Source organism: Caulobacter sp. GW456-12-1-14-TSB4, assembly GCF_059424195.1.
In genome coordinates this window covers 182,618-195,926 of record NZ_JBWKZF010000007.1, presented here as the reverse complement: position 1 = coordinate 195,926, position 13,309 = coordinate 182,618, and the positions used below count along the sequence as shown (strand labels likewise).

Here is a 13,309-nt window from a genome sequence, read left to right as displayed (position 1 = left end):
GACGCCCATGGACGCCATCGAGGTCACGACCTTCAAACTCACGCCCGGCCTGACCATCGACGACTTCGTCGCCGCCAATGCCGACGTGGACACCTGGCTGCTCAAGCAGCCGGGCTTCATTTCCCGGCGCATCGCCCAGCGTGGCGACGGCGTGGTGGTCGATCTGTTGATCTGGGCCAGCGTCCGGGATGGAGAGACCGCCGCGGCCCGGCTGATGGACGAGTTGGCGGCCTCTCCGGTCCATGCCGCCATCGACCAGTCCACCGTGTCGTGGACGGTGTCGACCGTTCATCACCGACTTTTGCCTTCAGCAACCCAGACATAACTGGGCAACGTGCGCCATTTCCGGACCTTCGCACCGCGCCGATATCAGGACATTCCGTCACCAGCTGAAAACCGAGATCTGTAAGATCGTCCACGCCGGCCATTGCGCTGGCCCGGTATAAGGCTGACAACGCGCGTCCATCTTCAGTTGGATTTCCGTGATGAAGCGCTTGTTGCTGCTGGCCAGCCTGTTCCTGGCGCTTCCGGCGCATGCTCAGTCCGATGCGGATGGCGTCACGGCCTTCCTGAAGGCGAAGATGCGTCAGGAGCAGATTCCGGCCTTGCAGGTCGCCATCATCCGCCACGGCAAGATCGTCAAGAACGCAGCCTATGGCGTCGCCAACGTCGAGAACGGCGTGCCCGCGTCCACCGAAAGCGTCTTCTCGATCAACTCCTGCACCAAGGCGTTCACGGGCGTGGCGATCATGCAGCTGGCCGAGGCGGGCAAGCTTCGGGTCGATGATCCGATCTCGACCTATCTCGACGACCTGCCGCCGGCCTGGCGCTCGGTCACCATCAAGCAGGTCCTCGCCCACGTTTCCGGCCTGCCCAATATCATCGACAGCCATGAAGACCTGATCGGCGACGGCAGCGAGGCTTCGGCCTGGGCCACGGTCAAGACGCTCCCGCTGGAATTCCAGGCGGGCGAGCGCTTTCACTACAACCAGACCGGCTACGTTATCCTGGGCAAGATCATCGACAAGCTCAGCGGCCAGCCTTTCGCCCAGTTCATCGAGGAGCGGCAGTTCAAGCCGGCCGGCATGACCCACACGCGATTCGGCGATTCCTCGGACGTCATCGCGCACTCGGCCGGCGGCTATTCCTACCTCAAGAACGTCGACGGCGTGTGGACCCAGGGCGAGCGCCTCTCGGCGATCCACGTCTCCTTCTCCCCCTATTTCAGGACGGCGGCGGGGATCTTGTCGACCTCCACCGATCTGGCCAACTGGCTGATCGCGCTGCAGTCGGGCAAGCTGCTCAAGGACAAGGCCAGCCTGGAGACGTTGTGGACCTCGGTCGTCCTGAACGACGGCACGACCGGCGGCATGAGCCCCTTGCTCAACGGATCAGGCCTGGGCTGGCCCGTGACGACCCGCGCGGAACACCCGGCGGCGGGGCCGATCGGCGGCATGAGGTCGACCTTCTTCGTCTATCCGAAGGACGATCTGTCGGTCATCGTCCTGACCAACCTGCAGGGCGCCAATCCCGAAAACTTCGTCGACGAAGTCGCCGCCTACTACATTCCCGACATGCACGAATCCAACGGGTTCGGCCTGTCGCCGACGCTCAAGCTCCTGCGCGGCGAACTGTTGCGACAGGGGTTCGACAAGGCGCCGCAGGTCGTGGCCGATCTGAAGGCGCGAAACCCGTTGTTCCAGCTCAAGGAAGAGGAACTGAACGTCTGGGGCTACAAGCTCCTGGAGCAGAAGCAGCCCGGCCAGGCGCTGGCGATCCTGAGGCTGAACGCGGCGCTCTTCGCCGACAGCTGGAACGTCTATGACAGCCTAGCCGAGGTTCTCGAGGACACTGGCGATCGCCCGGGCGCGATCGAGAACTACAATCGCTCGCTGCGGCTCAATCCGAAGAACAGCAACGCGACCGACCATCTTCGCAAGCTGAAGGCGGTCTAGGGAGGCGACGGCCGATGGAGAGCAAGACGAGCAGGCCAACGCCCGCGACTTTCCAGGCCGAACTCAAGGCCAAGTAAAACCCGGTGCTGGGCGACAGCGTCGCCCGAACGACGCGGGGGCGGGTAACCCATGCCGCGGAGCTCGTCCTCAAGGCCGAAGCTCTACAAACCTATAGCCATCGGAGAGGTGCGCGAGATATATCGGGTCGACACGCCAGCGGCTCTCCCTCGGCCATGATGCCCGGAGCCTAGCCTGAAATCCTGGGCGTCCGGCCCCCTACCATTGCGCCGTTGTCCGAGGCTGGCGCTGCGAGGTCGTTAGCAGTCCCCGCGACGCAAGCGCGGACCACGCCATCTCCTTGAGCGTCGGTCAGTCCGCGCCGTCCCGGGCCGGGATAGACATGCCTTGCTGCATAGCGACATACAGCGGGCCAGCGTCCCGGCGTCCATTCACGGCGCGATCTCGCCCTTCTCCAGGCCTAGGGTTGCCGTCCGCGACGCTAGCCAAAGACCGCCGTGCAAAGCTTGGGGACATTCGCCCGACCAAGGCCGCTTCGGATGTCTGGGCCGTCCGGCGGGAGATCCTTTAGCGCCTTCAAAAGCAGATCCGCCGCCGTTCTTGGTCTGGCCGCAGGATCCTTACGCCGCAACGCCGACAGGACCAGGGCGAGCAACCCGGCGATATGCGGTGTTGCCATGGAGCTGCCCGGTGAGGATCGGTAGCTGTTTCCGGGGGTTGCGGAAATGATATCCACACCGGGCGCTACGAGCGTGGGCAGGGGTCGAGGCGTGATCGTCGCGAAACTGGATGGGCGCACGGAACTATCGGTCTGGGGTACGGTGACCTGGCTCCAGTCCACCAATTCGCCGCCGCTTTCGTCCCATACCTGGCCGCTGACGTCGTGAGCGCCCACGGCCAGCAGCAATCCTGCGACGGGCGAGCCGGGGTCGAGCAGATAGTTGGCCGGAGACCGCGTCTTGCCTACGCCAGGCGCGAGCATTTCGTTGCCGACGGCCGCGACGACGACCACGCCTTTCTGCAGGAGTGTTTTGATCGGCGCGACCCATTCCTCATGCAGGCCTGGCCAACCGAGCGACAGGGAAACCACGTCGCAATCCTGTGTCGACAGCCAGCTCAGTCCCGCAAGGATCCCCGCGACCGAGCCCTCGTTCGATGCGCCCAGCACCCGAGTGACCACAAGCTCCGAGCCAGGAGCAACGCCCCTCGCCTTGCCCTCCGTCGGCTCACCGACCAAGATCGCCGCACAGTGCGTGCCATGCCAGTGCGAGAACGACGGGATGGCCTTGTCGTCTGGAACCACCACCCCGCGCTCGTCGCGTTGCAGCTCCTTGTTGCCCAGCTTGTCGAACTGAGCGTAGCCGACCAGTCGTTCTTCCGCGACGAGGGTCCTGAAGGCTGGATGGGTGCTGTCCAGACCGCTATCGGCGATCCCGATCCTCACGCCCGCGCCGTTGACTCCCTTGTCCCAGAACAGTGACGCCTGCACGCCTTCGTCACCGACGCCCCAGTTATCGTCGTTCTCGGTCTCAGAGGCCCCACCGATGCCGCTCGGATCGAGCGGAAATTCGATGATTGCGTTCGTGAAGGCGTCACCGACCAGTCCATCGCCCGCTGGGGCGGCGACGCCATGCGCTATCAAGGTGTTGGGGGCGATCAGGCGCGCGCCGCCATCAAGCGGCGGAATGACCGAGGGGTCCAGGGCGATGACCAGCTCGTCACCGTCGTGGATGACGAAAGGCCCAAAGGTCGGCTTCCTCACCATGCGTGGCGACCTCTACTCGGCCGGTAGCTGGATGATCCTAGCCACCCGTGAGACCGCCTCGTCGATCTGGAACTTGATCGCTTCGCAAGGCGACTTGGTCTCGTCCATGAACACACGCGGGTGAGAGCAGCCGCCCATGCAAAGCGGCAGCACCCTGCATCCCGCGCACGACGGATAGAGAAACGGCGACATCCTCGCCCACTTGCCGGCGACCTCGGTCTCGGACATGTCCGACTCTCGCTGGCACACATTGCCCATGGCTTCGGACGGCACGCCGACACTTTCCCAGCACCGGCTGATATCGCCCGCCGGATCGATCGCGAACATCGAGCCTTGGGTGGCGCCGCAGAAGTGCGTCCTGGGCGTGAGCTTGCGGACAAGCCCCTGAAGCGCGCCGGGCATGATGTCGAAATATTCGCTCTCGACCTTGGCGAAGCTCGCCCGCCCCAGCGTATCGGGGTCTGGGCGGATGCGCTCCGCTCGCCCCCCGTCCTCGGGCAGCGGTTTGACCCGCTGGCCGGAAGGCTGGGTCACGAAACCCGCCTCGCCATCCAGGTCGTCCGTTCGTGCGAGATTGACGATGCGATCAAGGCCGTGCTCGCCGAGGATCTCGAGCATTCGGGTAAGGTCTGGCCGATTGGCGCGGCTAACATTGATCCTGATCGACAGGTGCATCCGGCTCGCCGCTGCGGTGGCGTTTCTCAGGATCGCTGAAGGATGTCCTTCCTCGTCGATCAGCCCTCGTGTTTCGCGGCTGGTCTCGACCAGATTGTCGAAAGAGATCTGCGCGGCGGTGACGCCCACGCCCAGCAGACGGTCGACCATGGCCGCGTCGAGCAGCACACCATTCGTGACGATCGCCAGATCATTCAGGGTTCCGCCGGCCTCGGAGACCGCCGCGCGCAGCCGCTGGGTCAGATCAACGACGATGTCGGCGGCTAGCAGTGGCTCGCCGCCATACCAGGTCAACGACACACGCGTCCAACCGGCCAGAACCCGCGCGCGGATATAGTCGACCGTCGCGTCCTGGGTTTCGGGCGACATCATCCGGCTGGAGCGGTAGGCGTTCTGGAAGCAGTAAGGGCAGGCTTTGTTGCAATCGAGCGACGGGGCGATGGTGACGCCGAGATCCCCGGTCGTGACGCGGCCGCCGGTGTAGGTCGACACTACTTGGTCGATCTCGTGGCCGTCGTGCAAGAACCCCATGTCCATGAGGTCTTGTGCGAGAGGGGTGAGCGGGACGCCGTCGTGCGTCTGGAGGAGACGCGCAGCCTCCGCTGACAGGGCCGCAAAGACGCCCGTCCGGGCGTTGTAGCCTACCCAACGATCGCCGCGAGGCACGACGTGATTGTAGCGTGACGGCGCAAGCTGCATGACGCCCTCCTAGGCTTCTGCTTCTTCGGCCAGGCTAGGACCCCAGCGGACGACGCAGTTGCCGCTGCAGCTTACGCGCGCCTCGCAGATACCGGCGCCGCCTATATCGGATTCAGCTGGGATGGCCTTGATCTGAGACACGTTCACGTCGCCTTCCGGCACGCTGCCGCCATTGCTGATCTCAACGACCAGCAAGGTTTCAGGTCCGAGTTTGACAATTTTCGCGGCGCCCAGGCTGGGCGTGGCGGCGATAGGCGCGGGCTGGTCCGTCATCTTCATGTCCTGGATGGTGGTCAATGGGAGAGGCCGTCAGAACGGGCGCTGGCAGGTGAGACCAGACGTTGAGCCCGCGCATCCACCAAACGGTGGAGGCGCCCATCCAAAGTGGCGTTTTCTTTCCGCTCGCGCGCCGCCTGGCGATCGATCAGACTCATGGCTTGCGCTCGACGAGAGCGAGGGTGCGCTAGTTGCGGCGGCCACGAGGGTGTTCCAATCGGACGGGGCGTTGCGCGGGTCCGCCGACGCGAGCGCTCTAAAGCACGCTATCCACGGTGGACGGCGCCGCTGCGGGGCCTATTGCGCGACCGGCTGAGCCAGGGCGTGCGCCAACCGAACGAGATCGGCGCGGGTATGGGTGGAAGTCTTTTGGAAGAGGTGCAGCACGTGGGTGCGCACGGTGCTTGACGCGATGCTGAGCTCGGCCGCGATTTTTTGAGTGCTCATTCCAGCCAGAACGCGTTCGAGCACGCCAAGCTCGGCCTGCGTCAGCTCGAACGTCGATTGCAAAGCTTTGCCGGCGAAATCCTGGTTGGCCGGCGCGTTTGAAATGAAGATGGCCGCCACCGCGTCCGTTGCCAGCCGGGCACGCATCTCGCCTTGGCCAAGCGGTAGGAGGTGCAGGGTGCGGGCGGCGTGATCTGGCGCTCTGATCGACAGGCCAACGCCGTTGCCAGGAATGTCGGTTTCGTCCGCGGCCAATCGACGGACGGTGTTACCGACGGCCTGTTGCAGACCCGACAAGGGCGAGGCTAGGCAGCCGTGATGGGACGCCAGGATCGTACCCTGCGCCAATAGCGACCTGGCTCGGGGATTGGCGTGAACGATCGCGCACTCGGCCGACACCAGGATGACCGGTACGGACATCGAGTCGATCACGGTCTGGAAGTTCCGCGCGGCGGACCGCGAGGCGTCGAGGAGTCCGCTGATTTGAGCGGCGCGTTGGCAATGGGGCAGCAGCAGCGCAAGTGAATCGATCAGGCCGTCATCGATAATGCCGAGCCTGTTGTCAGTCGCCAGCCGGATGCTGCCAAACAAGCCTTGATCGCGTGCGAGCACGATAGCCGCGCCGTCGACCAGTTCCATAGGGCCCACCCAGTTGCGGTAATAGTCGGTCTGTCGCAACGCCTCCTGCGTCATGATGCGGCTAACGATCCACGGTCGGTCGATGGGGCGCGTCATCGCGGCGGCCAACCCGCCCCATACCTCGGGCATGCCACGGTAGTGGCTCACCATCGTAGCGGCCTGTCGGTCGTCGATGCCATGGTGAAAGTTAAACAGGTTCGTCATCCCCGGGACGCGATTGAGATCGATCGTCCCCTTGCGAAAGCCGAGCGCTTCGCAAATCCGGCTCAGGGTTTGCGGCCACAGGGACGGGTCTATGGCGCCATCGTAGATGGCGCAGACCAAGTGCGAGAAGGTCTGGTGGTCCATGCCCCTGCCCGTCGTTCATCGATCCTGCAACCGCGACGATACAACCATTGGCAGTTATCCTCCAGCGTCCGCCTCTAACGGCGATATCGGACGCTTGGCCCTATTTCTGGAGGTGTCGTCCGCGGAGGCCCAACGCCTGCGTCGCGCCAGTTTCTGCCATTGGCGCAGCTCCGAGAACTTGCCGTTGATCTGACGCTCATGGAGCTCAGCCGAGCGGCTCGCGTGATAACTCGGTCATCTCTGGTCCGGACGCGGAGGGATCGAGGTCAAGCGCCAGGATGCCGCGCTGGCGCGGCGGCGAAGACCTGCGCGAGCGCAGTGCGCAACAGCTTTGGCTGGAAGTCGTCGTCGTAAAGGTCGCCGCGCTTATGCGCGCCGTCAGGACGCGGCATGAAGCTGTCGAGCCAGCTGAAGCGGTCCGAAAGCCCCCAGGTCACGAAGGTCGTGGTCTGCGGATAGGACAGGACGATGTCCGACCAGGCCTTGCCATAGTCGGCGATGCGCTGGTCGCGCTCGGCGATGCTGCCGGTGATCTCGCGGTCGTCGACGTCGAATTCGGTGACCAGCAACTTGTAGCCCATGCCCGTCACCTCATCGAGGAAGACGCGCCAGTCGCGCTCGCGCCTTTGCACCACGCCCTGGCCCGCGGACACATTGATGTGCCCCTGGATGCCCAGGGCGTCGACCGGGATGTCGCCCTTCTTCAGGGACTCCAGCAGGCGCAGCACGCCCGTGCGGTGCGTCGCAGACCAGTCGCCCCAGTCCATGTAGTCGTTGTAGACGAGCTGGGCGTGCGGCGCGGCCTCGCGGGCCAGCTGGAACGACAGGGCGATCAGCCGGCCCAACCCGCCCGAGGCCTGCGCCAAGGCGCTATCGCGCATGCCGCCGGTTTTGGGATCCACGGCCTCGTTGACGACGTCAAAGCTGCTGACCCGCTTGGCGTAGCGCTTGGCGACCGTCGCGACATGGCGACCCACGACGACGTCGCAGGCCTCGACGGGCTTGGACCCGAAGTCGTAGGTCTTCACCCATTCGGGCAGCCGCTCCTGGCGCGGCCAGAGCAGGGTGTGCCCGCGCAGCGCCTTGCCGGCCTTGCCCGCCCAGGCGGCGTAGCGGTCGGCCTCCTCGAAGTTGAAGCGGTCCGCCGCCGGCGCCAGCGGAACCCATTTCATGGCGTTCTCGGGCGTGATCGCCGCGCACTCGCGCTCGACCAGGGCGCGGTAGTCGGCATTGGCGAAGCCGCGCGAGCCGACGGCCGTGCCGAAGGTGATCCCTCGGCGCGCCGCGGCGGCGGCCAGCGTATCCTCGGCGGCGTTGGCGGACGCCAGCGGCGCCAGGGCCGCGGCCGCGCCGAGCAGCATTTCTCGTCGATCGAGGCGCATCACTGGGCTCCTGCCTTGGCCTTGCCGGCATAGAAGTCGGCCAGGACGTCGAACGCCAGCTTTCGCTGACCGGTCTCCGAGACCAGGCCCTTGCGGTTCCAGCCCTGCTGATACGGATTTTGCCGGCGCGGCGAGCGGAAGTCCTTGAGGATCCAGGGCGAGATACCGCGCAGCGTCGGGATGCGGGCGGCCATCGCCAGGGTGGCCTTGTAGTAGTCGCGCTGGAATTCCTCGGAGAACTTCTGGGGCCTGGCCCGCAGGTCGTGGAAGCCGGCCTTGGCGTCGGCCCCGAACTCGGAGAACAGCAGCGGTCTGTCGGCTGGCACGCGCCACTGGATCGACGGCACCAGGTCCAGCCGGTCGTTGGTGTACCAGCCGTTGTAGGTGTTGATGCCCATGACATCCAGCGAGGCCGCCAGCGGGTCGTTCATGGTCATGACCGGCACACCGTTCTCCTCGGTGCGCTCGGTCAGCAGCGCAGCGCCCACCAGCCGGGTGTCGTCCAGCGCACGGACATCGCCGGCCAAGGTCTGCAGGAAGCTGTTGCGGGCGGGCGAATTGGGCGTCTCGTTGGCGATGCTCCATATCGCGATCGAGGCCCGGTTGCGGTCGCGGACGATGTTCTCAGCCAGCATCCGACGCGCCGCCTTCAGGGTGTCGGGGTTGGACCAGTCGATCAGCCAGTAGACCGGGATCTCGCTCCAGATCAGCAGGCCCAGTTCGTCGGCCATGCGGGTCGTCACCTCACCGTGCGGATAGTGCGCCAGGCGGACGAAGTTGGCGCGCAGGCCCGACTTGGCCTCGGTCAGGAGGGCGCGGGCGGCGGCGGGGGTGATGGCCCGCGACGGCGCGATGCCGAACTCCTCCTCGTGCAGGCTGATCCCGCGCAGGAACAGCGGCTTGCCGTTCAGCAGGATCTGGCTGCCCTTGGTCTGGATCGTGCGGAAGCCCACGCGGTCACGCCAATGATCCTCGCCCGCGTTGATGGTCACGTCATACAGTTGCGGCCGATCCGGCGACCAGCGCACCAGGGTCTTGGGCGCGGCGACGCTGACCTGCCAGCGGCCATTGGCGTCGGCCACGCCCGACAGGACGAGACCCAGGGCTGGCGCGCGCAAGGTCACCGCCCTCCCCGCCGCCTGCGGGCCGTCCAGGCGGACATCGACGGCGATCTTGTTGTCCGGCGTCAGGCGAACCCAGGCGTCGTCCACGAAGGTCTGCGGCGTGGCCACCAGGCGGATGTCGCGGGTGATCCCGCCATAGCTCTCCCAGTCGGTGACCGGCGGCGGCACGCTGGACGGGCCGGCGACGGAGTCCACCGCCACGGTCACCTGGTTGTCTCCCGCCCGCAGGCGCTGGGTCACCTCGAACGCGAAGGGCGTGAAGCCGCCCTCGTGTTCGCCGACGAATTCGCCGTTGAGGTAGACGCGGGCCTTGTAGTTGGCCGCGCCGAACCGCAGGAACTGGCGCTGGCCAGACGAGATCTCGGCCGTGAAATGGCGCTGGTACCAGACGAGCCCCTGGTAGTGGCGCATCTCGGCCGAGTGGGTCAGCCACGAGCCCGGCAGGGTCGCCTGCGGCGCCGCCTGCATGTTGTATTCGAACGGCCCCTCGCCGTCGCGCATCGCCGCGTCGACATCGGTCTCGGCGTAGCGCCGCTCGCTGGCGTTGGCCGGCTGGCCGTGGAAATCGGTGACGCCCGACCGATAGGGATCGATCGAATAGCGCCACAGACCCGAAAGACTGAGCCCCGGACGCAGGTCCGCCGCCACCAAGGAAGGCGCTTGCCCAGTAGCGATCTGGGCGACGGCCGGTTGGGAAAAGATCGCGACGGCCACGAGGGCCGCCGCGACTAGGGGGAACTTGGTCAGGCCCATCGGTGCATCAGCCGCCGAACTTGGCGCGCAGCGACAGCGTCACGCGGCGATCGGCCACGAACCAGGAGCGCGGCGCGGTCACCAGGTCGTTGTTGATCACCTGCGAGGTGCGCGCCGTGGCGGCCGTCAGGTTGTAGCCCTGCAGGCCGATGCGGACATTCGGCGACACGGTCACGAACGCCGAGGCGTCCAGCTGGCCGGTCGCCTCCGAGAAGATCGGTGCGAACGGCACGATCACGTCGCGCGTGGTCAGCAGGAACTTCGAGCGCCAGGAGTAGGCGGCGCGCAGTTCCAGTCGTCCGCGCTGGTAGAACGGCTGGATGTTGACGGTGTGCTTGGACAGGCCCTGCAGCGGCAAGCGGCTGGTGTCGACCGTCGCCACCGTGCCGGCCGCGACGTCCGGATCGGTGCTGCTGAGCGTGCTTTGGCGGACCCCCGAGGCGTGGACATAGGTGTAGTTCGCCGTCAGGCCCAGGCCCGACAGCGCGCCCGGAAGGAAGTCGTAGGCCTGGGAATAGCCGACCTCGACGCCGCGCACCTTGCCGGTGTCCTTGGAGTTCAGCGGCGTGGTGACCAGGCCGTCGAAGCTGACGCCGTTGTTGGCGAAGGTCAGGCGCTCGGTGCCGTTGGTGACGACCCCCTTCAGGTCCTTGCCGAACAGGGCCACCGAAACCTGCCCCACCTTGGAGAAGTAGTATTCGGCGGTCAGGTCGACATTGTTGGCCGTCACCGGCTTCAGGTACGGGTTGCCGACGTTGAACACCGCCACCGGACGGCCGTTGGTGATGATCGACTGGTCGGTCGTGTTCAGCACCACGTTGTAGTAGGCGCGCGTCAGGCCAAACTCCGGCAGCGAGATCGACTTGTTGATCGCCGCTCGGAAGAGCAGCCCGCCGCCGACGTTGAGCTTGGCGTTGAACGACGGCAGCCAGTAGTCGTAGTCCAGCTTGGCGGTGATCGGCGTCATGGCGCCGTTGGCGAACTGATTGGCTTGCGGCACGAAGGCGCAGAAGGCCGAGGTCGGCTGGGTGCAGGTATAGACCCGCGACGGGAAGGCATAATAGCCCGAGGCCTCGCGCTGGGTCTTGGTGTAGCGCAGGCCGGCGTTGCCGCTCAGCGCCCAGCCGTTGCTCAGAGTCCCGTTGAAACGGGCCACGACATAAGCGGCGTTGACCGTTTCCTCGACCGGATTGATCTCGCTGGGGAGATAGTCCGTCCCGGCGATCACACCGCAGCGCTGCGACAGCGGGACCCAGTTCTGCGGGCAGCCGTTCAGCAGGCGCGGCCGCCACTCGTCGCCGATCTGCAGCAGCATGTTGCTGACGGCGGCGTAGTCGCGCAGTGGGTCGGCCGGGAAGTAGAGGCGGCCAGGACCAGCGGGGCTGTCGGTCTTGCCACGCAGGAAGTTGTCGAACGCAAAGCCCTCCTGTGGCCCCAGGCTCCCGAGCAGGCGGGTCGGATCCGTGCCGACATTGTCGGGACGGCCGTTGATCAGTTCGTCGAACCAGACCGGCCCGGCGCCGGCGTAGATGTCGCTGAGGACACCGTAGTTATAGGTCGAGAAGCGGGCCGTGTTCTTGCGGTTGGCCCAGCGATAGCCGACGTCGATTGACTTCAACCAGCCCTCCGGCGCCGAATAGCGCAGGTCGATGCGGGCGGCGTCTTCGTTGCCCGTACTGTTTTCGACATGGTCCATCGCCGCGCCGTAGAAGCTATTGGCCGGGCTCAGAAATCCGTCATTGGGGGAGGTGAAGTAGGTCGGCCGGAAGGTGATCCCCGGGCAGGCTGCGGACGTTGTGCAGGGGATGATCGGCAGGAACTTCACCGTCGGCAGGTCGTCGCCGTTCAACGCCAGTTGGGTGTTCTGATAGGTCACGGCCCGCACGCTCATGTCGTAGACGTCGACGGTCGAGCGGACGTGCTGGTAGTCGGCCGTCAGGGCCAGGCGGTCATTGACCTCGAACTTCAGGTTGGCGCCAAAATCGTCGGTCACCAGGTGACGGTCGACATAGCGGACGGTGTTGTTGGCCTTCATGCCGGTCAGCGGCACGCGGGCGCGGGCATTGTACTGGTCGTCGCGATAGCCGACCGGCGCGGTCAGAATGCCGCTGGTGAAGACGCCGTCGTCGTCGAAGGTCAGGCTCGTACCGGCCAGCGCCCGGGCGTCGCCGGCCGAGGTGACATTGTCGGTGGCGATCTCAGCGGTGTGCTCGTCGGACTTCTCACGGGCGTCCGAGCGCAGGAACTGCACCGTGCCCGTGGCCCGGCCGTCCAGGCTCTTCCACTGCAGCGCGCCCGCATAGCCGTAGCGCAGGCGGTCATATTCCTGGGTTCGCTGGCCGCCGCCGCGCGGCACATAGACTTGACGCGCCCCCGTCGTGGTCGGGGCCACCAGGTTGCCGGCCGAGTCCAGGCCGCGCAGGCCGAAATTGGCGATCTGGATGCCGTCGGCGCGCGAGTGCAGCGCCGAGCGCACCAGGCTGACCATGGCGCCGATCTGGCCGATGCCGGTGTTCCAACGGTCGCTGGCCAGCACAGAGACGTTGGGCGAGTTGCGGTTGGCGAAGTCGCTGTTGTTCAGCTCGACGGTCGCGGCCAGCAGGCGGCTCTTGGCGTCGAACGGCAGGCGGCTGCGCAGGTTGACCGTGCCGGAGATGCCGCCCTCGATCATGTCGGCGCTAGGGCTCTTGTACACGTCCACGCCCGACAGCAGCTCGGCCGGCACGTCGGCGAAGCTGAGGCCCCGGCCGTTGTTGGCGGTGAAGGTGTCGCGGCCATTGAGCTGGCTGCGGGTGTAGGTCAGGCCGCGCACCACGACGCCACTACCCTCCACAGAGAAGCGGTCCGGATTGTTGCCAGCCGTGAAGCGGGTGATCGAGACGCCCGGGATGCGCTGGATGGCTTCGGTCACCGAACGGTCCGGCAGCGCGCCGATGTCCTGGGCCGAGACGCTGTCGACGACGACGTCGGCGTCGCGCTTGATATCGCGGGCGCTTTGGATGCTGGCGCGCAGGCCGGTGACGACGACCTCGCTGACCGTCTCGCTGCCCTGACCTTCTGTCTGCGCCGGTGCGGCCGTCTGGGCCAGCGCTTGGCCCCCGACCACCAGCGTGGCCAGCGCGACCATCGAGGCGCCCAGGTGAAGGCGCCGGCGGGTCGCTGGGTGGCGGTTCTCTGGCGATAAAATCATCTCGTCTCCCCTCCGAAACAGGCGGCGAACCCGCCATC

General features: G+C 66.1%; 9 protein-coding genes. 2 read left to right on the top strand and 7 right to left on the bottom strand.

The genetic code is table 11. From position 1 onward, the window contains the following. Positions 1-7 precede the first annotated feature (7 nt). Positions 8-325 carry a hypothetical protein gene (locus AC07YH_RS09225; RefSeq protein WP_494746710.1) on the top strand — a complete coding sequence of 106 codons (318 nt, stop codon included), beginning with the start codon at positions 8-10 and terminating at the stop codon, positions 323-325. A gap of 160 nt (positions 326-485) precedes the next feature. Further along, on the top strand, positions 486-1,955 hold the full coding sequence (locus AC07YH_RS09220; protein WP_494746709.1) for a serine hydrolase: 1,470 nt from the start codon (positions 486-488) through the stop codon (positions 1,953-1,955). 499 nt (positions 1,956-2,454) lie between these two features. Here the strand turns inward: AC07YH_RS09220 and AC07YH_RS09215 are convergent, their stop codons facing one another. From AC07YH_RS09215 to AC07YH_RS09185, 7 genes are all read right to left on the bottom strand, one after another. Further along, positions 2,455-3,738, bottom strand: coding sequence for a S8 family peptidase (locus tag AC07YH_RS09215; RefSeq protein WP_494746708.1), 1,284 nt, complete (start codon positions 3,736-3,738; stop codon positions 2,455-2,457). Positions 3,739-3,750: 12 nt separating this feature from the next. Then, positions 3,751-5,112 (bottom strand): radical SAM protein, encoded by a 1,362-nt coding sequence (locus AC07YH_RS09210; RefSeq protein WP_494746707.1) that lies wholly within the window; start codon positions 5,110-5,112, stop codon positions 3,751-3,753. A gap of 9 nt (positions 5,113-5,121) precedes the next feature. Then, positions 5,122-5,409, bottom strand: coding sequence for a hypothetical protein (locus tag AC07YH_RS09205; RefSeq protein ID WP_494746706.1), 288 nt, complete (start codon positions 5,407-5,409; stop codon positions 5,122-5,124). A gap of 276 nt (positions 5,410-5,685) precedes the next feature. Further along, a complete protein-coding gene (locus AC07YH_RS09200) occupies positions 5,686-6,822 on the bottom strand; it encodes a helix-turn-helix transcriptional regulator (protein WP_494746705.1) in 1,137 nt (378 codons plus the stop codon). 266 nt (positions 6,823-7,088) lie between these two features. Beyond that, positions 7,089-8,204, bottom strand: a complete 1,116-nt coding sequence (locus AC07YH_RS09195) for an endo-1,4-beta-xylanase (RefSeq protein WP_494746704.1) — start codon at positions 8,202-8,204, stop codon at positions 7,089-7,091. Beyond that, complete coding sequence (locus tag AC07YH_RS09190) at positions 8,204-10,081, bottom strand: glycoside hydrolase family 2 protein (RefSeq protein ID WP_494746703.1); 1,878 nt, start codon at positions 10,079-10,081, stop codon at positions 8,204-8,206. Before AC07YH_RS09190 ends, AC07YH_RS09195 begins: the two co-directional genes overlap by 1 nt. 7 nt (positions 10,082-10,088) lie before the next feature. After that, complete coding sequence (locus tag AC07YH_RS09185; RefSeq protein WP_494746702.1) at positions 10,089-13,271, bottom strand: TonB-dependent receptor; 3,183 nt, start codon at positions 13,269-13,271, stop codon at positions 10,089-10,091. Positions 13,272-13,309: the final 38 nt, after the last annotated feature.

Bases quoted from the DNA above. Each gene is read 5' to 3' on its own strand.
- AC07YH_RS09225 (WP_494746710.1), top strand. From the start codon at position 8: ATGGACGCCATCGAGGTCACGACCTTCAAACTCACGCCCGGCCTGACC.
- AC07YH_RS09220 (WP_494746709.1), top strand. From the start codon at position 486: ATGAAGCGCTTGTTGCTGCTGGCCAGCCTGTTCCTGGCGCTTCCGGCG.
- AC07YH_RS09215 (WP_494746708.1), bottom strand. From the start codon at position 3,738: ATGGTGAGGAAGCCGACCTTTGGGCCTTTCGTCATCCACGACGGTGAC.
- AC07YH_RS09210 (WP_494746707.1), bottom strand. From the start codon at position 5,112: ATGCAGCTTGCGCCGTCACGCTACAATCACGTCGTGCCTCGCGGCGAT.
- AC07YH_RS09200 (WP_494746705.1), bottom strand. From the start codon at position 6,822: ATGGACCACCAGACCTTCTCGCACTTGGTCTGCGCCATCTACGATGGC.
- AC07YH_RS09195 (WP_494746704.1), bottom strand. From the start codon at position 8,204: ATGCGCCTCGATCGACGAGAAATGCTGCTCGGCGCGGCCGCGGCCCTG.
- AC07YH_RS09190 (WP_494746703.1), bottom strand. From the start codon at position 10,081: ATGGGCCTGACCAAGTTCCCCCTAGTCGCGGCGGCCCTCGTGGCCGTC.
- AC07YH_RS09185 (WP_494746702.1), bottom strand. From the start codon at position 13,271: ATGATTTTATCGCCAGAGAACCGCCACCCAGCGACCCGCCGGCGCCTT.